Origin of the sequence: Microbacterium candidum (genome assembly GCF_030315975.1) — a bacterium.
Classification (GTDB): Bacteria; Actinomycetota; Actinomycetes; order Actinomycetales; family Microbacteriaceae; genus Microbacterium; species Microbacterium candidum.
The window spans coordinates 157,880-179,128 of record NZ_JASXSZ010000003.1 but is presented as its reverse complement, the minus strand read 5'-3'; the positions used below and the strand labels follow the sequence as shown (position 1 = coordinate 179,128).

The following is a 21,249-nucleotide window of genomic DNA, read 5'->3' as shown; positions in this document are numbered from 1 at the left end:
GCATAGAGGGTAATGCAGAACACAATGAGCAGTGCTTCCGCAGGCAGCGGCGTCGTCTACCGCGAGAGGCTCAGTCCGTCGCTCTGGTTCCTCGTGGCCGCCGCGGTGTGCGGCCCGATGGCGGCCCTCGTCTTCGCGCGCTTCGACACGACGATCGCGCTCATCGTCGGCGCCGTCGTCGGAATCGGAGTCGTGTGGCTCCTCATCGCCGGTTCGCCGTCCGTTGCGGTCCGCGACGGCGAGCTCGTCGCCGGTCGCGCGCACATCGATGCGAGCCTCCTCGGAGAGCCGGAGATCCTCACGGGCGAGGAGGCGCGCAATGCGCGCGGACGTGATCTCGATCCGCGGGCGTGGCATCTCATCCGGGGCGGCATCGACGGAGTCATCCGCATCCCGGTCCTGGACGAAGACGATCCGACGCCCGTGTGGATCGTCTCCACTCGGACGCCGGATCGGCTTGCGGCGGCGATCCGCCGTGCGCAGGTTACGCCGCGCACTCCACGCAGATAGGTCCTGCCGCCGTCTCGTGGTCGAGCTGCGAGCGGTGCTTCACGAGGAAGCAGCTGACGCACGTGAACTCGTCCTCCTGCGGGGGCAGGACGACGACATCGAGCTCGAGCTCCGAGAGGTCGGCTCCGGGCAGTTCGAAGCCCGACGGGTTGTCGGCATCCTCGGCATCGATCGATGCGGACGAGCTGTCCGGCACGCGCTCCTTGAACGCCTCGATCGATTCGCCCTCGTCCTCGTTCTTGCGGGGTGCGTCGTAGTCGGTTGCCATGCCTGAATATCTCTTCTTCCGTGTGTCCTGAAACCTCTGGCGGAACACAGGTCCGCCGGTACGGGCGGCCATAGTTTGCACGACCGTCTGGCATTTCGCAAATGTCCACTGCGGATTCGCAGGTTCCTCCGAAACCGCACAGACGAAACGGGCGGCGCGCGCCGGATATTCCCGCTCACCGAGAGAGGCCGTGTCACGATAGGTCGAGACCGCAGATCGGAGGCGCTCTTCCCATGGAACAGCTCAGAGTCGTCGGCGAAGAGGACGGAAAGCTCGTCCTCGCGACCGAGTCCGGGGAGCGGTTCGCCCTCCCCGTGGACGACGTGCTGCGCGCCGAGCTGCGCCGCGCGCGCCGGGAGCGCGAGGCCGGAGATCGCCAGGCCCGCCCCAGTCCTCGCGAGGTGCAGGCGCACATCCGCGCCGGTCTGTCCGCCGAGGAAGTCGCCGCGCTCCTCGGGGCGCGCGTCGAGGACGTCGCGCGGTTCGAAGGCCCCGTCCTCGCCGAGCGCGAACACGTCGTCGGACAGGCTCTCGCCGTCCCGGTGCTGCTCGGCAGCGACTTCGACAGCGACGCTCCGCCCACTTTCGGCTCCGCCGTACGCGGGAAGCTCTCCGAGGCGGGCGCCGTCGGCGAGCGGTGGACGAGCTGGAAGGAGCCGACCGGCTGGATCGTGAAGCTCGAGTTCACGGCCGCGGAGGTCGACCGCGACGCGCGCTGGAGCTTCGACCCGCGTCGCGGGGTGCTCGCACCGCTCAACCCAGACGCCATCCAGCTCTCCCGGCAGGGATCGCTGCCGGACAACCTCATTCCGCGCTTGCGCGCACTCGACACACCGACCAAGGACGACAGCCGGTTCGACAGCGGCGCGTTCGGCCCGAGGCGGATGCCGGCCCCCGAGGCCGACCTCGAGTCGCCCGTCGTCCACGAGCCCGTCCCCTCGGCGGTTCAGGATGCGGCGATCAAGCGCGCCCCGGAGACGAGCCAGACGTCGAGTCAGACGGCCGATCTGCTGGAGGCGCTGCGGCGTCGCCGCGGGCAGCGCGAGACGATGCCGGTGATCGACGAGGACGACGAGCCGGCGACGAGCACTCGCCCGAATTCGCCCGTCGCCTTGTTCGATGCTCTCGAGGCGGACGACGAGCCGGCTCCGCAGCGCGAGCCCGAGCAGCCCGCCGCCGCGCAGAAGCATCTGCCGAAGCATGCTGCCGCGGAGCCCGTCGCGAATCGAACCGCCGCCGAGTCCGCGCGTCGGAAGGGTCGCACGTCGATGCCGTCGTGGGACGAGATCGTCTTCGGCGCACGCACCGAGGACTGAGCCTCAGCCCGCGAACGCACCGAGGCGGATGAGCGGAACGATCCGCTCCGCGTCGGTGAGTGATCCGTGCTGGCCGACCATGCGCCGCGGCGCCTTGTCTGCGACGCGATCGTCGTAGTACACGATGCCGCCGCGTGCCGCGACGACGACGTCGCCGATCCGATCCCGGACAGCCGCATCGACGGGACCGAACAGCCCTGATCCGATCGCCTCATCTCGGGACACGACCCACGAACGGCTCGACTCCGACGCGCGCCACGCCTCGAGCAGGGATGCCTCGGCGCCCTGCTCGGCGTAGAGGTGCAGCATCCGCGGCTCTCCGCCGATCAACGCGACGCCGTCGAGGAGCGCGTCGCCCTCCGCGAGCAGGATCTGCCGGTGCCGCGGGATGTCGACCATGCCGTGGTCGGCGGTCACGACGGCGCCCGCGTTCTGCCGCAGCGCGTCGTCGAGGACGCGGGCCGCGGCATCCACCCGCTCGAGGGCGGCCGTCCAGCGGTCGCTCTCCCACCCGTGCTTGTGACCGACGGCATCCAGGTCCGGCGCGTAGAGGTAGATGAGCGCGCCCGGATTGTCCGCCGCCAGGTCGGCCGCGCGCAGCGCCCGGTCCCGGAGGTCATCGACGGCGACGAACTGAGCGCCGCGCAGGATCGCCTCCGTGAAGCCCGTGCCCGCGTACTTGCCGTGGGACACGACGAACACCGGGCGACCTGCCGCCGTCTCTCGCTCCAGGAGGGGCACCGCGCGCTGCCACGCATGCGGATCGAGACCGTCGGTCTCCCACCCCTTCAGCTGGTTGACGGTGTCTCGTGCACCGGGCACCCGCACGCGGTAGCCAAGGATGCCGTGCTCGCCGGGCGGTGTGCCCGTGAGGAGGCTCGTGAGGGCCGCCGCCGTCGTCGACGGGAACACCGTGCGGGCGACGTCCTTCCTCCCGCCTGCGGCCGCGAGGAACCGCGCGTGGCCGCTCCGCGCCGCCAGGTTCGCGGCACCCAGCCCGTCGATGACGAACACGATCGCGCTGCGCGCCGGAGCGAACCACGACGATGTGCCGGAGAGGGCCGCGATCGCCTCGGGCAGGACACGGACCAGGCTCCGGGCGCGCGGCGGGTCCGACGGTAGGCTGAGGGACATCGGTTCAGTGTCGCACATGCGTTCCGAGCCCTGCCCAGCCACCCGAAGGTCCTCATCACAGCCATGCCGTCACGCTCTTCCTCCTCGTCCACCGGCGACAGCACCGTCGAACGCATCGAGGACGTCGACGTCTCGGCCGAGATGCAGGGGTCGTACCTCGAGTACGCCTACTCGGTGATCTACTCGCGCGCACTGCCGGACGCGCGCGACGGTCTGAAGCCCGTGCAGCGGCGCATCCTCTTCCAGATGGCTGACATGGGTCTGCGACCCGACCGCGGGCACGTCAAGAGCGCCCGCGTCGTCGGCGAGGTGATGGGAAAGCTCCACCCGCACGGCGACACGGCCATCTACGACGCCCTCGTGCGGCTTGCGCAGCCCTTCACGATGCGGGTGCCGCTCGTCGACGGACACGGCAACTTCGGGTCGCTCGACGACGGTCCCGCGGCCCCGCGTTACACCGAAGCGCGCCTCGCGCCCGCGGCGCTCGCACTCACCGAGCACCTCGACGAGGACGTCGTCGACTTCGTCCCGAACTACGACGGGCAGTTCCAGCAGCCCGACGTGCTGCCGGCCGCATACCCGAACCTCCTCGTCAACGGCGCCGCGGGCATCGCCGTCGGCATGGCGACGAACATGGCACCGCACAACCTCATCGAGGTCGTGGCCGCCGCCATCCATCTCCTGAACAACCCCGACGCCACGGTCGAAGAGCTGATGGAGTTCGTCCCCGGGCCCGACCTTCCCGGCGGCGGCATCATCGTCGGCCTCGACGGCATCAAGGACGCCTACACGAACGGCCGTGGCACGTTCCGCACACGCGCGAAGGTCGCTGTCGAGCAGCTCGGGCCACGCCGCACCGGCCTCGTCGTCACGGAACTCCCCTATCTCGTCGGTCCCGAGCGGATCATCGAGAAGATCAAGGACGCGGTCAACTCGAAGAAGCTCACCGGCATCTCCGACGTCACGGACCTCACGGACCGCCGCAACGGGCTCAAGCTCGTCATCGGCATCAAGACGGGTTTCGACGCCAACGCCGTGCTCGAGCAGCTGTACCGCCTGACTCCGCTCGAGGACTCGTTCGGCATCAACAACGTCGCCCTCGTCGGCGGCCAGCCGCAGACGCTGGGCCTGCGCGAACTGCTGCGGGTGTACCTCGAGCACCGGCTCAGCGTCGTGACCCGTCGCAGCGAGTTCCGCCTCGCACGGCGCCGTGAACGGCTTCACCTCGTGGAGGGTCTGCTCATCGCGATCCTCGACATCGACGAGGTCATCCAGGTCATCCGGACCTCCGACGACAGCGAGCAGGCGCGCGGGCGGCTGCAGCAGGTCTTCGACCTCTCCGAGGTGCAGGCCGAGTACATCCTCGAACTCCGGCTGCGACGGCTCACCAAGTTCTCCCGCATCGAGCTCGAGGCGGAGCGCGACAAGCTGCAGGCCGAGATCGCCGAGCTCGTCGAGCTCCTCGGCGACGAGAACCTGCTCAAGGCCCAGGTCGCGAAGGAGCTGGATGCGGCGGCCGAGACCTACGGCACGCCCCGGCGCACGCTGCTGCTGAACGGCGGGCCGGTCCAGCCGCGGTCGCGCGCCGCGGCCGTGGCCGCCGACCTCCAGATCGCGGATGCGCCGTGCCGCGTGTTCCTCTCGGCGACGGGCCGCATGGTGCGCGCCGAGCTCACGGCCGACGTCGCGGGTGGCGGGATCGTCATCCCCGCACGCCGCTCGAAGCACGACGCGATCCGCTCGTCCGTCGACACGACGACGCGCGGCGACATCGGCGCCGTGACGACCGCGGGGCGCCTCGTCCGCTTCTCCCCCGTCGACCTGCCCTCCGTTCCTGCGAACGCGGTGCAGCTGGCCGCCGGCACCCGCGTGGACCAGTATCTGCCGCTCGAGAAGGGCGAGCACGTCGTCGCCATCGTGCCGCTCGTCGATGCGCCGCCCGTGGCACTCGGTACTCAGCAGGGCGTCGTCAAGCGGGTCGCCGCGACGGAGCTCGGCAACAAGCACGACATCGAGGTCATCGCGCTCAAGGACGGCGACCGTGTGATCGGCGCAGCCCCGGCGTCGGACGGCGCGGAGCTCGTCTTCGTGACGACCGACGCGCAGCTCCTCCGCTTCGACGCGTCCTCGGTGCGCCCGCAAGGGCGGTCGGCCGGCGGCATGGCCGGCATCCGCCTCGGGGACGGCGCGGACGTCGTCGCGTTCGACGTCGTCGGACCGAGCGACTTCGACGCGGTCGTCGTCACGGTCGCGGGGTCCACGAGCGCCTTGACGGGAGCGGATGCCGGCAGCGCCAAGGTGTCCCCCTTCACCGAGTTCCCGGCCAAGGGTCGTGCGACGGGCGGCGTGCGCGCGCAGCGACTGCTCAAGGGCGAGGACGTCATCGCGCTCGCGTGGGTCGGCTCCGACCCACGCGCCGTCGGCACGGACGGCAGCGTGCGTCAGCTTCCCGAGGGCGGCGCGAAGCGGGATGCGTCCGGCTCGCCCCTGGACGCGGTCATCGGCGCGGTCGGCACGTCCGTCCGCTGATCACCCGGTCACGGAACAGGGCGGCGCATCCAGATGTCGACGGCGTCCTGGTCCTCCACGACGAAGCCGTACCGCTCGTAAAGGCGACGCGCGGCGGATCCGACGAGGACCTGGAGGCGCATCGGCCGATCGCGCGGCGCATCGGCAAGCACGGAGCGGAGGACCGCCGTGCCGATCCCGCGGCCCTGGTGTTCGTCGTCGAGGTAGAACATCTCGAGCCACAGCGCGTCCGGCTCGGGCCGCAGCGTGATCGTCCCCGCGACGGCCGTGTCGACGAGGATCATGAACGTGTGGGCCGGTGAGAAGTGCTCGACGACCCGTTCCCGCGACCGCACATCGTCCCAGCCCACGAGAGGCTCCAGGTCGCGCCGGAGCACCCGCTTCTTCAGCGCGACGACGGTATCGAGGTCATCGGGGGTGGCGGTGCGAAGCGACACGCCGGTAGGGAGAGCCGGTTTCGGCTCGCGGAGACCCGCACTGAGCGAGCGCCATCGAGTCGACGTGTCGCTCAACCTCGATCCGCCGGGCATCAACGCTCCCGCGTCGGCGGGATCCGCGCTGCATCACGCATCGATGCGCTCGCGCCCGAGCCGGTCGGCCGAGTTCACGATGAATTCGCGGCGCGGGGCGACGTCGTTGCCCATCAGCATCTCGAAGACGGATGCGGCGGCCTCGGCCGCCTCGACATCCTGCACCGTGACGCGGCGCAGGGTGCGACCCGACCGGTCCATCGTCGTCGATGCCAGCTGCTCGGCATCCATCTCGCCGAGACCCTTGTACCGCTGGATCGGCTCCTGCCAGCGCTTCCCCGACTTGGTGAGCTTGGCCAGGAGGGCGTGGAGCTCCTGCTCGCTGTACGTGTAGATCGTCTCATTCGGCTTCGAGCCGGGGTTCATGACGATGACGCGGTGCAGCGGCGGCACGGCGGCGAACACGCGCCCGGCCTCGATGAGCGGGCGCATATAACGGAAGAAGAGCGTCAGCAGCAGCGTGCGGATATGGGCGCCGTCGACGTCCGCGTCGCTCATCAGGATGATCTTGCCGTAGCGCGCAGCGTCGAGATCGAACGAGCGACCGGACCCGGCGCCGACCACCTGGATGATCGAGGCGCACTCGGCGTTCCCGAGCATGTCGCTGATCGACGCTTTCTGGACGTTGAGGATCTTGCCGCGGATCGGCAGCAGCGCCTGGAACTCGCTGTTGCGTGCGAGCTTCGCGGTCCCGAGGGCCGAGTCGCCCTCCACGATGAACAGCTCCGAGTCGGCGACGTCGTTCGAACGGCAGTCGACGAGCTTCGCCGGGAGCGACGAGGATTCGAGCGCGTTCTTCCGCCGCTGCGTCTCCTTGTGGGTGCGCGCGGAGATGCGCGCCTTCATCTCGGAGACGACCTTGTCCAACAGCAGCGACGTCTGCGCCTTGTCGTCGCGCTTGGTGGACGAGAAGCGGGCGCCGAGCTCCTTCGCGACCACGTTCGTGACGATCTGACGCACCGCCGGCGTGCCGAGGACCTCCTTCGTCTGACCCTCGAACTGCGGTTCCGGGAGACGCACCGTGAGCACCGCCGTCAGGCCCGCCATGATGTCGTCCTTGTCGAGCTTGTCGTTGCCGACCTTCAGTCGCCTGGCGTTCTGTTCGACCTGGGCGCGCAGCACCTTCATCAGACCCTGCTCGAAGCCCTGCTGGTGCGTGCCGCCCTTGGGCGTGGAGATGATGTTCACGAACGACCGCGTCGTCGTCTCGTAGCCGGTTCCCCAGCGCAGGGCGATGTCGACATGGCACGTGCGCTCGACCTCTGTCGGGACCATCGCGCCGTTCGCCTGGAGCACGGGGACCGTCTCGCGGAACGTCCCTTCGCCGTCCAGCCGCCACGTGTCGGTCACCCCGGAGTCGGGAGCCAGGAAGTCGACGAACTCCGAGATGCCGCCGTCGTACTTGTACGACGTCGTCTGGGCTTCGCCTCCGCGCTCGTCGCTGATGACGATCTCGAGGCCCGGAACGAGGAACGCGGTCTGCCGCGCGCGCTGCTCCAGCTCGTCGAGGTGGAACGAGGCGTCCTTCGTGAAGATCTGGCGGTCGGCCCAGTAGCGGATGCGGGAGCCCGTGACGCCCTTCGCGACCTTGCCGACGACGCGCAGCTCGCTCGCGCTCTCGAAGGGGCTGAATCCGGAATCGGGCGACCCGTTGCCGAATGTGCCCGGCTCGCCGCGGTGGAACGACATCGCCCACGTCTTGCCGTCGCGGTCGACCTCGACGTCCAGGCGCTCGGAGAGGGCGTTGACGACGGAGGCGCCGACACCGTGCAGACCGCCGGATGCCGCGTACGATCCGCCGCCGAACTTGCCGCCGGCGTGCAGCTTCGTGAAGACGACCTCGACACCGGAGAGCCCGGTGCGGGGCTCGATGTCGACGGGGATGCCTCGCGCCCGGTCGACCACCTCGACGCTGCCGTCGGCACGCAGGATCACATCGATGCGCGTGCCGTGCCCGGCGAGCGCCTCGTCGACGGAGTTGTCGATGATCTCCCACAGGCAGTGCATCAGGCCGCGCGAGTCCGTCGAGCCGATGTACATGCCGGGCCGTTTGCGCACGGCCTCGAGCCCCTCCAGGACCTGGAGATGATGCGCGGAATATTCGGAGGTCACGATCTTCCAGCGTAATCGGGGTTGCCGGTGACTCCGTTCTCGGACACGGCCCAGCGCGGACATCGTACGCGTTCAGCGAACTCGCCGCCGTTCGGGGCATTCTCGCAAGCTCTCCGTGGTTGTATTTGATGACCGGACAGGAACCGCGACGATACCGAGGAGGCACCGAGATGACCACGCTTTCGACACCGAACGAGACCGACGTCCTCGTGCGCCGCCTCACGGCCGCGGACCGCTGCGACGCGTGCGGCGCACAGGCGTACATCATCGCCGTCGTGAACGGCAGCGAGCTGCTCTACTGCGCCCACCACGGACGCAAGTACGAGGAGAAGCTCCGTGCCGTCGCCACGTCGTGGCACGACGAGACGTCGCGTCTCCACGAGACCGACTAAGCCTCGATGTAGACCCGCTCCACGAGCGGGTTGACGCGGAGTGCGATCTCCTCGCCGATCGTGTCGATCAGCTCGGCGAGGTCGGTCGCCGATGGGGCTGCGCCTGCACCGTAGACGATGACGTCGTCACCGATCTTCACGTCGGGCCAGGTCTCCACGATGCTCTCGAGCGCGCCGACGCTGATGAGGCGGCGCGGTTCACCGCCCCCGTCGACGTCCGCGAGACCCGCGAGCGTCGACGGCAGTCCGTGCAAGGCGCCGACGTCGACGCGCACACCGTCGCCCGCCACGTCCACGACATTCGCGCGCAAAGAGGCGACCGGGTGGATGCCCAGGACGTCCTCCCCGGGTCCTCCCGCGGGGCGGATGCCGTAGCAGAACGCGCCGATCCGGACCGCGTCGTAGCGGAACTCCGCGCGGGCGAAGCTCGCGGCGCTGGCCGCGAGGTGGCGGATCCGCGGGGACAGTCCCGCATCTCGAGCGGTCGCGACGGCCGCGTCGAAGGCCACACGGGCGGCGTCGTCGTCCGCATCCGAGGCCTCTGAGATGTGCGACCACACGCCGTCGACGACGAGCGCTCCCGCCCGCTCGAGCGTCGCCGCCCGCGCCACCGCATCCGGCCACTCCTCGGGCCGGATGCCGTTGCGATGCAATCCGGTGTCGATCTTGAGATGGATGCGGGGTGCGACGCCGGTGCGGACCGCGGCGCCGACGGCGGCATCCAGCAGCGCCGTGCTTCCGACGCCCAGCTGCAGGTCCGCGGTCAGCGCGCGGTCGAGCTCCTCGTCCGCGGAGGCGAGGAGGACGAGGATGTCGGCTTCCGCACCCGCCGCCACGCGCACCTCGGCGCCTGTGGCCGCGGTGAACGCGACGAACCGGGTGACGCCCGCATCGATCGCGGCCCGCACGATCTCGGCGATCCCGTGCCCGTACGCGTCATCCTTCACGACGAGCATGAGGTCCGCCGGCGCGACGGATCGGCGCACTGCGTCGAGATTGCGTCGGAACACCCTGAGGTCGACGACCAGGCGCGCGGTCATGCCACCACGCTCCGGGCGGCGCGCGTGCCGACGAGCGTCGTGATCTCGCCCGGAGTGAGTCGCGTCAGGGACTCCCACTCCGCGAGCGGCGGGTCTCCGAGGGTCGGCTGCCCGAAGAACACCGCGTCGTCGCCGCGCGACACGTCAGCGTCGCCGACATCGACGACGCACGCGTCCATCGCGACGCGCCCGACGATCGGGTGGCGGACACCGCCGATCACGGCCTCCGCGATGCCCCCGAGCATCCGAACCAGGCCCTGCGCATACCCCCCGCTCACGAGCGCGACGCGCGTATCGGCGGGCGCCCGGTGGATGTAGCCGTACGACACGCCCTCCCCCGCGCGGAGCGTCTTGACGCCGATCACGGAGCCGACGAATCGCATCGCCGGACGCCCCTCACGGAACCCGAACACGAGGTCGGGGTCGAGGGTCGCACCGGCTGGACGGTCTCGGACGACCGCGAGCCCGATGGATGCGGCGATCCCTGTCACGAGGTCTGCTCCGTGGCCGTGCGCGTCCATCCGCACGTCGACGGACGCTTCCGGACGGGCGGAATGCGCCGCACGCAGGTTCTCCTCGAGCGCGCTGCGCGAGACGAAGGCGCGCGGCGACGCCCATGCCGGCATCGGAATACGGTCGCTCATCAGTCCGAGACGGGATGCCTACAGGTCGATCGCGGTGAAGTGTTTGGTCGCCCGTTCCTCGATCGCGGCTCGGGCCCCGTCCGCATATCCGTCGACGAGGTCGAGCTCGCCGCTGCGCTCGTACGACAGACCTGCCGCAGACGCGGCCTCGGCGAGCAGGAGGTCGGCGAACCAGGCGTTCAACGGGAGCAGCGGCCCCTGCACGTTGAGTGCGAACGCGTTGCGCACGCGCACACCCTCGCCGGCACGGCCGTCGGCGTAGGGAACGCCGCCCTTGCCCGCCGTGACCTGTGCGTACGGGCCGGCACCGTCCGCCAGTCGGTAGACGGACGCGTGGTCCTCGAAGCCGACGATGCGGCCCTCAGGGGCCTCGGCGACGATGTAGCCGACCCGCCGGTCGCGTGAGCGATCGACGCGGTACGGGAGCAGCCCGATGCCGTCGAGGTCGTCGCCGTCGAGCACGCCGATGCGCGAGCCCAGGAGCTCGGCGCCGCCGCCGATCGCGAGGATGACTCCACCGCGCTCGAGGTGGGCACGCAATGCGGGTTCACGGTCTCGCAGGTCGTCCACGACGCTGCGGAGAGCGGAGAGCGGCCCGTTGCCGAGGACGATGATGTCCGCATCCGGGAGGTCGTCGCCCGGTGAGACGGAATCGATCGTGACGTCGAGGCCGGCGCGGCGCGCACGCTGCGCGAGCACATCGACGTTCCCCCGATCGCCCGTCACTCCGAGGAGCACCGGATACAGCTGGACGATGCGCAGCGCCGTCATCGGCGGGCCACCTCCTGGTCGCCGTGGCCGAGGAGCCTGCGGCCGATCATCATGAGCTCGTAGTTGACGAACCACGTCTGCCGGCCCGACGTCGTGGTCGGAAGTGCGCGCATGTGCTGGACGGCGCGCTCCATGTCCGGCTCCACGAGTCCGATCGGGATGCCGGCGTAGGCGAGGCGCGTCGCGAGCTGGTAGGCCTTCTCCCCCGTCACGACGTCGACATGGTCGAGCTTGTCGAGGTCGACGTCGTACAGCCAGGAGACGTCCGGCGTGCCCTCGTCGATCGCCATCAGCAGACGCTCGGGCGCCGATTCGAGCGCATCCAGGTTCAGCTGGAGGCTCGGCCCGTTCTTGAACATCACGAACTCGACCTGCTCGTCCGTGCGGCCGGGGCGCAGCGGCACCAGCTCGCCACGACCGTAGGCAGGCGCCATCCGGGAGAACCCCTGGGCCGTCGCGTCCGTCCGGAACCGCGAGCCGAGGAGCGCAGCCACCGCAGCGGTCGCGGCCGCGGCATCCACCGCGTAGTGCAGGCCGCGTGCGGGGATCGTGAGGTCCACGCGCACTTCGGGGAGCTGGACGGACACGTCGCGGCCGTCGAGCGCGACGACCTCGGCCGTCGCTTCCCGATCCGCGACACCGGCGTTCCCGCTGCGCGTGTCCGCCGCATTGACGAGGCCGTGCGCCGACTGGGCGACGAGCTCCCGCGACGCGCCGAAGAAGGCGACGGGAGCGGCGAGGGACGACTCGTCGATCTTGCTGAGGTACGGGTCGTCACGGTTGACGACGACCGCCACCGAGGCGCGGGTCGCTGCATCCAGCATCATGTCGGCGACGCGCTCGGTCTCGTAGAACCGGTAGAGCTGGTCGACCTGCACGTTCAGCGCGATGATCACGCGCGGGTGCAGGATGTCGGCGAGATCCGCTGCATAGGCCTCGTCGACCTCGAGCACCGCGACATCCGCCTTGACCTTGCCGGTGAGCGTCGCGTCCGCCAGGAGGGCGCTCGTCACGCCCTGCGGGAGGTTCGCACCGGTCGGATTCGTGAAGACCTTCAGCCCGTGCGCACGCAGGATCTCGCTGACCATGTGGGTCGTCGTCGTCTTGCCGTTCGAGCCGAGGACGAAGACGATGCCGTCCTGGAACCCCTCGGCGAGCGTCGCGAGCAGGCTCGGCGCCAGGCGGTTCGTCAGATACCCGGGGAAGGCCGAGCCGCCCCCGCGCAGACGCGTCGCCACGCGGACTGCCTTGCCGGCCGCGATGGCCGGAACATAACGGATGCCGGACGAACCCTTACTCAAGGTAATCCCGCAGCGACTGCGACCGGGACGGGTGGCGCAGCTTCGCCATCGTCTTCGACTCGATCTGGCGGATGCGCTCACGCGTCACACCGAACGTGTCGCCGATCTGGTCGAGCGTCTTGGGCTGACCGTCGCCGAGGCCGAAGCGCATGCGGATGACGCCCGCCTCCCGCTCCGAGAGGGAGTCGAGGAGCGACTCGAGCTGACGCTGCAGCATCGTGAAGCCCACCGCGTCCGCCGGGACCACCGCTTCGGTGTCCTCGATCAGGTCGCCGAACTCGCTGTCGCCGTCCTCGCCGAGAGGCGTGTGCAGCGAGATCGGCTCACGGCCGTACTTCTGCACCTCGATGACCTTCTCGGGGGTCATGTCGAGCTCGCGGCTGAGCTCCTCGGGCGTGGGCTCGCGACCGAGGTCCTGCAGCATCTGGCGCTGCACGCGGGCGAGCTTGTTGATGACCTCGACCATGTGGACGGGGATGCGGATGGTGCGCGCCTGGTCGGCCATCGCACGCGTGATCGCCTGCCGGATCCACCACGTCGCGTAGGTCGAGAACTTGAAGCCCTTGGTGTAGTCGAACTTCTCGACCGCACGGATGAGGCCGAGGTTGCCCTCCTGGATGAGGTCCAGGAACTGCATGCCGCGGCCGGTGTAACGCTTCGCGAGCGAGACCACGAGGCGCAGGTTCGCGCCGAGCAGGTGGCTCTTCGCACGCTGGCCGTCGCGAGCGACCCACTGCAGGTCGAGGCCCAGCTGCGAGGACTTCTCCGCCGCCGACATGTGCGACAGCTTCTCCTCGGCGAACAGGCCCGCCTCGATGCGCATCGCGAGCTCGACCTCTTCGGCCGCGTTCAGCAGCGCGACCTTTCCGATCTGCTTCAGGTAGTCCTTGACCGGGTCGGCCGTGGCGCCGGTGATCTGCGTCGAGTAGACGGGGACGTCTTCGTCGTCGCTCGAGGAGATGACGATCGCGCCGGTCGGCAGCGGCTCGGAGAACGCCGGCTTGGCAGCGCCCTCCTCATCCTCCTCGTCGTCCTCGGAGTCGTCCTTGGCCGCCTCGGCAGCAGGAGTCTCCTCGGACTCGTCGTCGCTCGCGACGTCTTCGCCGAGGTCTTCGGCCATCTCCTCGTCCTCGCCGAGCTCTTCGTCCTCGTCCTCATCGGACTTGGCCTTGCTCTTCGAGGAAGCCTTCTTCGTCGTGGTGCGCTTCGCCGTCGATGCGGCTGCCGTCTTGGCGGCAGGCTTGCGCGCTGCCGTGCGCTTTGCGGGAGCCTTGGCCTCCGCGGTCTCGTCGGTCTCGGCGTCCTGCGCGCGGGGCTCGGTCTTCGCTGCGGTCACGTCTCGCCTTTCACCGGTGCGGGCCGGGTCTGGCGGCACCGGCTCGTTTCGGACACTAGTAAGACCCTTGTCAAGTCGGATCACGATCGAGGAAGCCTCGTCATGACCGCAGACAACGGGTCAGGTGCTCTATTGTCGCATATCCCGCCGCCGTCACCCGACGGCGCGTCGGCGACGCACATGTGAATCAACCGAGTTCCGCGCTCGGCTATTCCGCGGAGCGCGGGATATCGCTCTCAGGAGAGCCCGCCGCCGCGCTTGTCGTCATCGGTCGGCCGGGTCGCGAGGAACCGTTCCAGCTCGGCCGCGAGCTCGTCGGCGCTCGGCAGATCGCCCGTGTGGATGATGGGCCGCGCCTGCGTGGAGCCCGCCATGTAGGAGTCGTAGCGCTCCTCGAGCCCGTGCAGCATCGCGGTCAGCTCGTCGTTGCCCGCCACCTGCTCGGCGACCTTCTCCAAGTACTCACGGTTCTGCTCGCGCAGATCGTCGCCGGAGAAGACACGGCCTGTCGCGACGGTGATGCTGTCGAGCGCCGCGAGGATGGCGGCGGGATACTCCGAGTCGGCGAGGTAGTGCGGAACGAGGAGGGCGAAGCCGGCCACGGGGATGTCGGCATCCGACAGCCGCAGTTCCAGGAGGTGGGCGACCGTCCCCGGCACCTGGGTCCGCGGGCGCCACACGGAGTGCGCCGCAGTCAGCTCATCGCGGGTGCCGCTGACGGTCGTGGGCACGGGGCGCGTGTGCGGGACGGGCATCGGGATGGCGTGCACCCAGGTGACGGACGACACGCCGAGGTTGCCGGCGAGCGCCACGACGGCGTCGGCGAATGCGTTCCAGGCGAAGTCGGGCTCATACCCGGACAACAGGAGGAAGGGCTGGCCCAGCACGTCGGCTGTCAGAGTCAGCTCGAGCCGCTGCGGGGTCCAGTCGGTCAGGTGGTCCTCGTCGAAGGTCACGAGCGGCCGGCGCGCCCGATAGTCGAGGAGGATGTCGTTCTCGAACTCCGCGAGCGTCTGCGACTCGAGCTCTTCGCGGAGGTGCTCGATGAGCCCCGACACAGCGTTTCCCGCGTCGGTGAAGCCCGTCAGCGCGATCACGAGCGGAAGCCCGGACGCGACCGGCGGCGCGGACATCGACCACTCGTACAGCGGCAGGGAGAACGGCATGCTTCCACTCTACGAGCCGCCTCCGACCGGCGGGTCGCTTGCCGCTGACAGCGAACAGCCCCGCGGGTCGCGGCCGGGACGCAGCGCGAACCTAGGATGGGGACCATGCCGTTTCCCGAGCTCGCGCGCTCGAGCGCGCCGATCCGCGACTCCGATGCCGACGCGATCCTGATCGCACTCCCCCCGATCGACGACGAGGACCGCGAGGACGCGGTCCCGGTGGAGATCCCCGACTGGCCGGGCCTGGCCGCCGCTCTCAGCGCAGTGGGCTTCACGGGCGCGAGCGGATCGCTCGTGCGCGTGCCGCTCCCGGACGTCACCACGCCCCTCGCCGTCGTCGGCACTGGAGCCGACGTCGACGCCGACGGCCTCCGCGAGGCAGTGGGTGCCGGCATCCGTCAGCTCACCGGCTTCGAGACGGTCGCCGTCACTGTGCCCCTCGTCGAGGCGCCCGGCCGCTCCGCCGCAGAGGGCGCCGCACTCGGCGGCTACTCGTTCGCGGACTACAAGACGTCGGAGCCCAAGCGGCGTGCATCGCGCGTCGTTCTGCACGATGCGAGCCTCACCGACGACGACCTGGCAGCGGCGACCGTCGCCGCATCCGCCGTCGCCCTCGTGAAGGATCTCGGCAGCACGCCTGCGGAATGGCTCTCACCCGCGCAGCTCGCCGACCGGGCCGTCGCCGAGGTCGAGGGTCTTCCCGTCGAGGTCACCGTCCTCGACGAGGCGGAACTCGAGGCCCAGGGCTTCGGCGGGATCCTCGGGGTCGGCCAGGGGTCCGACCGTCCGCCCCGCCTCGTCCGCCTCGACTACGCGCCCGCCGGTGCCGAGCGCCACGTCGCCGTCGTCGGGAAGGGCATCACCTTCGACACCGGCGGGCTCTCGCTGAAGCCACCGGCGTCCATGGTCGGCATGAAGTACGACATGTGCGGTGCCGCAACGGTTCTCGCCGTCGTCCGCGCGGTCGCGCAGCTCGGCCTGCCCGTCCACGTGACCGGCTGGATGTGCGTCGCCGACAACATGCCCTCCGGCCGCGCCATCCGTCCCGGCGACGTGCTGCGCGCCCTCGACGGCACGAGCATCGAAGTGCTGAACACGGATGCCGAGGGCCGCCTGGTCCTCGCGGACGGCCTCGTCGCCGCGAGCCGCGAGAACCCGGACCTCCTCGTCGACGTGGCGACCCTCACCGGCGCGATCCTCGTCTCGCTCGGCCTCCGGCACACGGGCGTCATGGGCGACGACGATGCCGTCGCCGAGTACCTCGCCGCCTCCGAGCGAGCAGGAGAGCTCGCGTGGCACCTGCCGCTTCCGGCGCACATGGAGGAGGAGCTCGACTCCCCCATCGCCGACCTCCGCAACGCGAAGATCGGCGACACATCGGGCGGTGCCCTGTTCGCCGGTCTCTTCCTCCGGCGGTTCGTCGGGCGCACGGGAGAAGAGGCGGATTCCCCGCGGATCCCGTGGGTGCATCTCGACATCGCCGGCAGCGGTGACAACGACAAGGGAGCCCCCTACGGCTTCACCGGCAAGGGCCCGACCGGAGCGAGCGTCCGCGCGCTCATCGCCCTCATCGCAGGAGAGGATGCGGCATGACCGAGCACACGTTCGACCTGGTGATCCTGGGCGGAGGCAGCGGCGGGTACGCCGCGGCCCTCCGCGCAGCCGAGCTGGGCAAGACCGTCGCCCTCATCGAGAAGGACAAGGTCGGCGGGACGTGCCTGCACCGCGGCTGCATCCCGACCAAGGCGCTCCTGCACGCGGCCGAGGTCGCCGATCATTCCCGGGATGCGGCGCACGTCGGCGTACGCGCGACCTTCGACGGCGTCGATCCCGAGGCTCTGCGCGCCTACCGCGAGGGCATCGTCGCGAAGAAGTTCAAGGGTCTCGAGGGTCTCATCCGAGCCCGCGGCATCACGACGGTCCCCGGCGCCGGCGTACTGCAGGCGGATCGCTCGGTGCGGGTCGGCGACGACGTGTACCGCGGGACGGACGTGGTCCTGGCGACCGGCTCCTACAGCCGCAGCCTTCCGGGTCTCGAGATCGGCGGCCGCATCCTCACGAGCGAGCACGCGCTCGACCTCGGCGAGGTCCCCGCGCGCGTCGTGATCCTCGGCGGCGGGGTCATCGGCGTCGAGTTCGCGAGCGTGTGGCGCTCCTTCGGGGCGGAGGTCACGATCGTCGAGGCGCTGGACCACCTGGTACCCAACGAGGACCTGGCACTCAGCAAGGGCCTCGAGCGCGCGTTCCGCAAGCGCGGCATCGCTTACTCGCTCGGCGTGCGCTTCGCATCCGCGACGCAGACCGCGGAGGCCGTGACCGTGACTCTCGAAGACGGCAAGACGTTCGAGGCGGACTACCTCCTGGTCGCCGTCGGTCGCGGCCCCGCGACCGACGGCACCGGATTCGCGGAGGCCGGCATCGCGATGGACCGCGGGTTCGTGACGGTCGACGAGCAGCTGCGCACGAACCTCCCCGGCGTGTGGGCCGTGGGCGACATCGTCCCGGGTCTCCAGCTCGCGCACCGCGGCTTCCAGCAGGGCATCTTCGTCGCAGAGCGGATCGCCGGTCTCGACCCGGTCGCGGTGCCCGAGACGCTCATCCCGAAGATCACCTACTCGAGCCCCGAGGTCGCCTCCGTCGGCCTCACCGAGGCGCGTGCCGCCGAGGTGCACGGCGCCGACGCGATCGTCTCCTACGAGTACAACCTCGCGGGCAACGGCAAGAGCGAGATCATCGGCACCGCGGGCCTCGTCAAGGTCGTCCGGAAGAAGGACGGCCCCGTCATCGGGGTGCACCTTCTCGGCGATCGTGTCGGAGAACTGCTCACGGAGGGCCAGCTCGCCGTAGGCTGGGAGGCGCACCCAGAGGACATCGCGCCGTTCATTCACGCGCACCCCACCCAGAGCGAAGCTCTGGGAGAGGCGTTCCTGGCGCTCGCAGGCAAACCCCTCCACGCTCTGTGATGCCCCGGCCGGTATGCCGGATTCAGTAGGCTAGAACGACATCGGAATTCCGAAGGAGAATTGTCCATGAGCACTTCCGTGGTCCTTCCCGCGCTCGGTGAGAGCGTCACCGAGGGGACGGTCACCCGCTGGTTGAAGCAGGTCGGCGACACCGTCAAGGAGGATGAGGGCCTGCTCGAGATCTCGACCGACAAGGTCGACACCGAGATCCCCTCGCCGGTCAGCGGCGTCATCGAGGAGATCCTTGTCCAGGAGGACGAGACGGTCGAGGTCGGTGCGATTCTCGCCCGGATCGGCGACGGCAGCGGTGCCGCGGCCGCCCCGGAGGCGCCCGCCTCCGCCGCGCCCGCAGAACCCGCCGCCCCCGCACAGCCCGAGGCTGCGGCCCCCGCCGCAGCGCCCGCACCCGAGGCGGCCCCGGCCGCCGCCGCCGCAGCGCCGGCCGCAGGGGGCAAGGACGTCGTCCTCCCCGAGCTCGGCGAGAGCGTCACCGAGGGTACGGTCACGCGCTGGCTCAAGCAGGTCGGTGATGACGTGGCCGTCGACGAGCCGCTGCTGGAGATCTCCACCGACAAGGTCGACACCGAGATCCCCTCGCCGTTCGCCGGAACGCTGACCGAGATCCTCGTCTCCGAGGACGAAACGGTCGCCGTCGGCGCGACGCTCGCGCGCATCGGGGCCGCCGGTGCGGCACCCGCGGCCGCGCCCGCTGCACCGGCACCTGTCGCTGAGGCGGCGCCGGCTCCCGCAGCGCCCGCACCCGCGGCGCCCGCCGCCCCCGCGGCAGCGGCTCCTGCACCGGCAGCTCCGGCGGCGCCTGCGGCTCCTGCCGCCCCGGCGCCTGCCGCACCCGCTCCTGCAGCAGCAGCGCCGTCAGCCGGCTCGCTCTCCGCATCCGACGACCAGGGGCCGACCTACGTCACGCCGCTCGTGCGTCGCCTCGCGCAGCAGCAGGGCATCGACCTCGCGTCCGTCACGGGCACGGGTGTCGGCGGGCGCATCCGCAAGGAGGACGTCCTGGCCGCAGCCTCCGCACCGGCAGCGCCGGCGGCGGCCCCCGCGGCCCCCGCGCTCGAGATCTCGCCGCTGCGCGGCACGACCCAGCCGATGTCGCGCCTGCGAAAGGTCCTCGCCGAGCGTGCGGTGGCATCGATGCAGTCGACGGCTCAGCTGACGACCGTCGTCGAGGTCGACGTCACGAAGCTCGCAAGCCTGCGTGACAGGGTCAAGGGCGAATTCCAGGCGAAGACGGGCGACAAGCTCTCCTTCCTGCCGTTCTTCGCTCTCGCGGCATCCGAGGCGCTTCAGGCGTACCCGGTGATCAATGCCTCCGTCGATGGCGACCAGATCGTCTACCCGGCGGTCGAGAACCTCTCGATCGCGGTCGACACGGAGCGCGGACTGCTCACCCCGGTCCTGCGCGACCCGGCGGCGAAGAGCCTGGCCGCGATCGCCCACGAGATCGCCGATCTCGCGGCGCGCACGCGCGACAACAAGCTGAAGCCGGACGAGCTCGCGGGCGGCACCTTCACGCTGACCAACACCGGTTCGCGTGGTGCGCTGTTCGACACGCCCGTCGTCTTCCTGCCGCAGTCCGCCATCCTCGGAACGGGCACGGTCGTCAAGCGTCCGGGCATCGTGACGGTGGACGGGAAGGACGCGATCTCGGTCCGGTCGTACGTGTACCTCGCGCTCTCGTACGATCACCGCATCATCGACGGTGCCGACGCCGCCCGCTACCTGAGTGCTGTCAAGGCCCGTCTCGAGGCGGCGGACTTCGAAGGCAACCTCGGAATCTGAGATTCATCCCGGCTGCTCCGCGCCGGACCCGTCGCGCCGCCGCCAACGGTCGCCGGCCCGGACGACGACCACCAGCTGCGCGCCCGCTGCTCCGGCAGCGGGCGCGTTCGCGTCTTCGACCTTCACCACAGCGGCGCCGCCGAACGAGTCGAGAAGCGCGACGCGGCGCTCCCCCGCCGGGAGGGATGCGGCGCCCTCAGGGAAGCGCCGCTGCGGGTCCTCCTGCACGGCGTGCAGGCAGGCGGCGTTGTTCCGGCAGGTGAGCCGTTTCGTGAGGAGAGCACCCACAGCGGAGAGCACCTCCTGGTCCGGGGACGGGGATGCCGCGGTAGTGACGGGCTCCTCAGACACGACGTCATTCCCCGCTGCAGTTCCTTCGGGGGCATGGGTAGGCCCGGCCAGCGGGGCGGCAGACGAGGCAACGACGGCACTCGGAGGGGATGACGATGCCTGGCTGCCGGCTCGAGCGGGGCTCCCGCCGCCTCCCGGCCACATCAGGCCGATCCCGACCACTCCTGCCGCAACCGCACCGGCGATGAGCAGCGGACCGCGCTTTCCTCGGCGCCCGCGTGTGGAGTGGGACCCGCCCCGGCGGTGGAGCCTTCTCCACACGGAGGTCAGCGCCTTGGACGCAGCATCGGCGAGGTCCGAATCGACGAGCGGGGCGATCCGGGCGAGCCATCCCGCCTGCGCGTCCTCGGTCGCCGCCATCTCGATGTCCGGCGGGCGCGACCACGTGACGGCGCCGACCGCTCCGGTGAGCGGTGCAGCGGTTCCCGCCGTCGCGAGCGGCTCGGGCAGAGCGGCGGCGAAGAGCTCCGCCTCGATCTCCCCGGCCTCCCGGACGAGCGTGCGCGGCTGTTCAGCATGTGCTGCAGCGCGCGAAAGCGCGGCGGCGAGACGGGTTTCACCGTCGGCGCCCAGCTGGCCCAGGACACGCGCGGTCGCGGCGGGCACGGCATCCACGCCGTCGCGGACGCCGAGGGCGAGGATCGGGCGTCCGTCTGCCGTGATCCACCACACGCCGGATGCCCCCGGAGCACGCTGGTGAGCCTCGCAGAGTCCGCGGATCATGCTCACCGCGACGGTGACCCGCTCCCCCGCGGACAGCGGGAGACGCCTGTCTCGACGACGCATGAGGAACACGTCGAGGCGTTCCGTGCAGGCTGGAAGCACGACATCGTGTCCCCCCGGCCGACGGACGATATCGAGCGGCGCGAGCACATGTCCGTCCGGATCGGCGTCCCAGCCGGCGCAGCAGTCGTAGTCGACGGCGTCGACGAGCAGCCGCAGAGCGCCGGAGTCGTCCTGTGCGAGGACGCCCGGCCACGGCGACTCCCGGTCCGTGACGTGCCGGATGACATGGTGATCCGCATCCAACGCCTTCGCTTCCTCGCTCACGCGCCCCAGTCTCCCGATCGCCGACGCCGGCCTGCG

The 21,249-nt window shown here is 70.4% G+C and carries 18 protein-coding genes; 7 read left to right on the top strand and 11 right to left on the bottom strand.

Annotated elements, in window-relative coordinates:
- The first annotated feature begins 24 nt into the window (after positions 1-24).
- On the top strand, positions 25-510 hold the full coding sequence (locus QSV35_RS10255; protein WP_286288647.1) for a DUF3093 domain-containing protein: 486 nt from the start codon (positions 25-27) through the stop codon (positions 508-510).
- On the opposite strand, the gene QSV35_RS10250 is transcribed toward QSV35_RS10255, so the two are convergent.
- Positions 485-778, bottom strand: a complete 294-nt coding sequence (locus tag QSV35_RS10250; RefSeq protein ID WP_286288646.1) for a DUF4193 domain-containing protein — start codon at positions 776-778, stop codon at positions 485-487. The two genes, QSV35_RS10255 and QSV35_RS10250, sit on opposite strands and share 26 nt — an antisense overlap.
- Positions 779-1,011: 233 nt before the next feature.
- On the opposite strand from QSV35_RS10250, the gene sepH reads away from it, so the two are divergent.
- Positions 1,012-2,094, top strand: a complete 1,083-nt coding sequence (gene sepH / locus QSV35_RS10245) for a septation protein SepH (protein ID WP_286288645.1) — start codon at positions 1,012-1,014, stop codon at positions 2,092-2,094.
- A gap of 3 nt (positions 2,095-2,097) precedes the next feature.
- Here sepH and QSV35_RS10240 read toward each other — a convergent pair whose 3' ends face one another.
- Positions 2,098-3,228, bottom strand: a complete 1,131-nt coding sequence (locus tag QSV35_RS10240) for an alkaline phosphatase family protein (protein ID WP_286288644.1) — start codon at positions 3,226-3,228, stop codon at positions 2,098-2,100.
- Positions 3,229-3,291: 63 nt separating this feature from the next.
- Here QSV35_RS10240 and QSV35_RS10235 point away from each other — a divergent pair, with 63 nt between their 5' ends.
- Entirely contained in the window at positions 3,292-5,757 is a 2,466-nt protein-coding gene (locus tag QSV35_RS10235; protein WP_286288643.1) for a DNA gyrase/topoisomerase IV subunit A, read from the top strand.
- A gap of 8 nt (positions 5,758-5,765) precedes the next feature.
- Here the strand turns inward: QSV35_RS10235 and QSV35_RS10230 are convergent, their stop codons facing one another.
- Both QSV35_RS10230 and QSV35_RS10225 read right to left on the bottom strand, forming a co-directional pair.
- Entirely contained in the window at positions 5,766-6,194 is a 429-nt protein-coding gene (locus QSV35_RS10230) for a GNAT family N-acetyltransferase (RefSeq protein WP_286288642.1), read from the bottom strand.
- Between the two features lie 126 nt (positions 6,195-6,320).
- Positions 6,321-8,402 (bottom strand): DNA gyrase/topoisomerase IV subunit B, encoded by a 2,082-nt coding sequence (locus tag QSV35_RS10225; RefSeq protein ID WP_286289092.1) that lies wholly within the window; start codon positions 8,400-8,402, stop codon positions 6,321-6,323.
- A gap of 167 nt (positions 8,403-8,569) precedes the next feature.
- Between QSV35_RS10225 and QSV35_RS10220 the strand changes: the two genes are divergently transcribed.
- Complete coding sequence (locus QSV35_RS10220) at positions 8,570-8,791, top strand: DUF7455 domain-containing protein (RefSeq protein WP_286288641.1); 222 nt, start codon at positions 8,570-8,572, stop codon at positions 8,789-8,791.
- Here QSV35_RS10220 and QSV35_RS10215 read toward each other — a convergent pair.
- The 6 genes from QSV35_RS10215 to QSV35_RS10190 form a co-directional block, all read right to left on the bottom strand.
- Positions 8,788-9,831, bottom strand: coding sequence for an alanine racemase (locus QSV35_RS10215; protein ID WP_286288640.1), 1,044 nt, complete (start codon positions 9,829-9,831; stop codon positions 8,788-8,790). The two genes, QSV35_RS10220 and QSV35_RS10215, sit on opposite strands and share 4 nt — an antisense overlap.
- On the bottom strand, positions 9,828-10,457 hold the full coding sequence (locus tag QSV35_RS10210; protein ID WP_286288639.1) for an alanine racemase C-terminal domain-containing protein: 630 nt from the start codon (positions 10,455-10,457) through the stop codon (positions 9,828-9,830). The genes QSV35_RS10215 and QSV35_RS10210 overlap by 4 nt, the downstream gene beginning before the upstream one ends.
- 36 nt (positions 10,458-10,493) lie before the next feature.
- The gene (locus QSV35_RS10205) at positions 10,494-11,246 is read right to left on the bottom strand and encodes a glutamine amidotransferase (RefSeq protein WP_286288638.1); all 753 of its coding nucleotides are present in this window, start codon (positions 11,244-11,246) and stop codon (positions 10,494-10,496) included.
- Entirely contained in the window at positions 11,243-12,484 is a 1,242-nt protein-coding gene (locus QSV35_RS10200) for a MurT ligase domain-containing protein (protein WP_286288637.1), read from the bottom strand. Before QSV35_RS10200 ends, QSV35_RS10205 begins: the two co-directional genes overlap by 4 nt.
- Positions 12,485-12,539: 55 nt before the next feature.
- On the bottom strand, positions 12,540-13,883 hold the full coding sequence (locus QSV35_RS10195; RefSeq protein ID WP_286288636.1) for an RNA polymerase sigma factor: 1,344 nt from the start codon (positions 13,881-13,883) through the stop codon (positions 12,540-12,542).
- Between the two features lie 236 nt (positions 13,884-14,119).
- Complete coding sequence (locus QSV35_RS10190) at positions 14,120-15,049, bottom strand: proteasome assembly chaperone family protein (protein WP_286288635.1); 930 nt, start codon at positions 15,047-15,049, stop codon at positions 14,120-14,122.
- Positions 15,050-15,154: 105 nt separating this feature from the next.
- Here QSV35_RS10190 and QSV35_RS10185 point away from each other — a divergent pair, with 105 nt between their 5' ends.
- From QSV35_RS10185 to sucB, 3 genes are all read left to right on the top strand, one after another.
- Positions 15,155-16,642, top strand: a complete 1,488-nt coding sequence (locus QSV35_RS10185; protein WP_286288634.1) for a leucyl aminopeptidase — start codon at positions 15,155-15,157, stop codon at positions 16,640-16,642.
- Positions 16,639-18,012, top strand: a complete 1,374-nt coding sequence (gene lpdA, locus QSV35_RS10180) for a dihydrolipoyl dehydrogenase (RefSeq protein ID WP_286288633.1) — start codon at positions 16,639-16,641, stop codon at positions 18,010-18,012. Before QSV35_RS10185 ends, lpdA begins: the two co-directional genes overlap by 4 nt.
- Positions 18,013-18,078: 66 nt before the next feature.
- Positions 18,079-19,812 (top strand): 2-oxoglutarate dehydrogenase, E2 component, dihydrolipoamide succinyltransferase, encoded by a 1,734-nt coding sequence (sucB, locus tag QSV35_RS10175; protein WP_286288632.1) that lies wholly within the window; start codon positions 18,079-18,081, stop codon positions 19,810-19,812.
- A gap of 3 nt (positions 19,813-19,815) precedes the next feature.
- Here sucB and QSV35_RS10170 read toward each other — a convergent pair whose 3' ends face one another.
- The gene (locus QSV35_RS10170; protein ID WP_286288631.1) at positions 19,816-21,213 is read right to left on the bottom strand and encodes a hypothetical protein; all 1,398 of its coding nucleotides are present in this window, start codon (positions 21,211-21,213) and stop codon (positions 19,816-19,818) included.
- Positions 21,214-21,249: the final 36 nt, after the last annotated feature.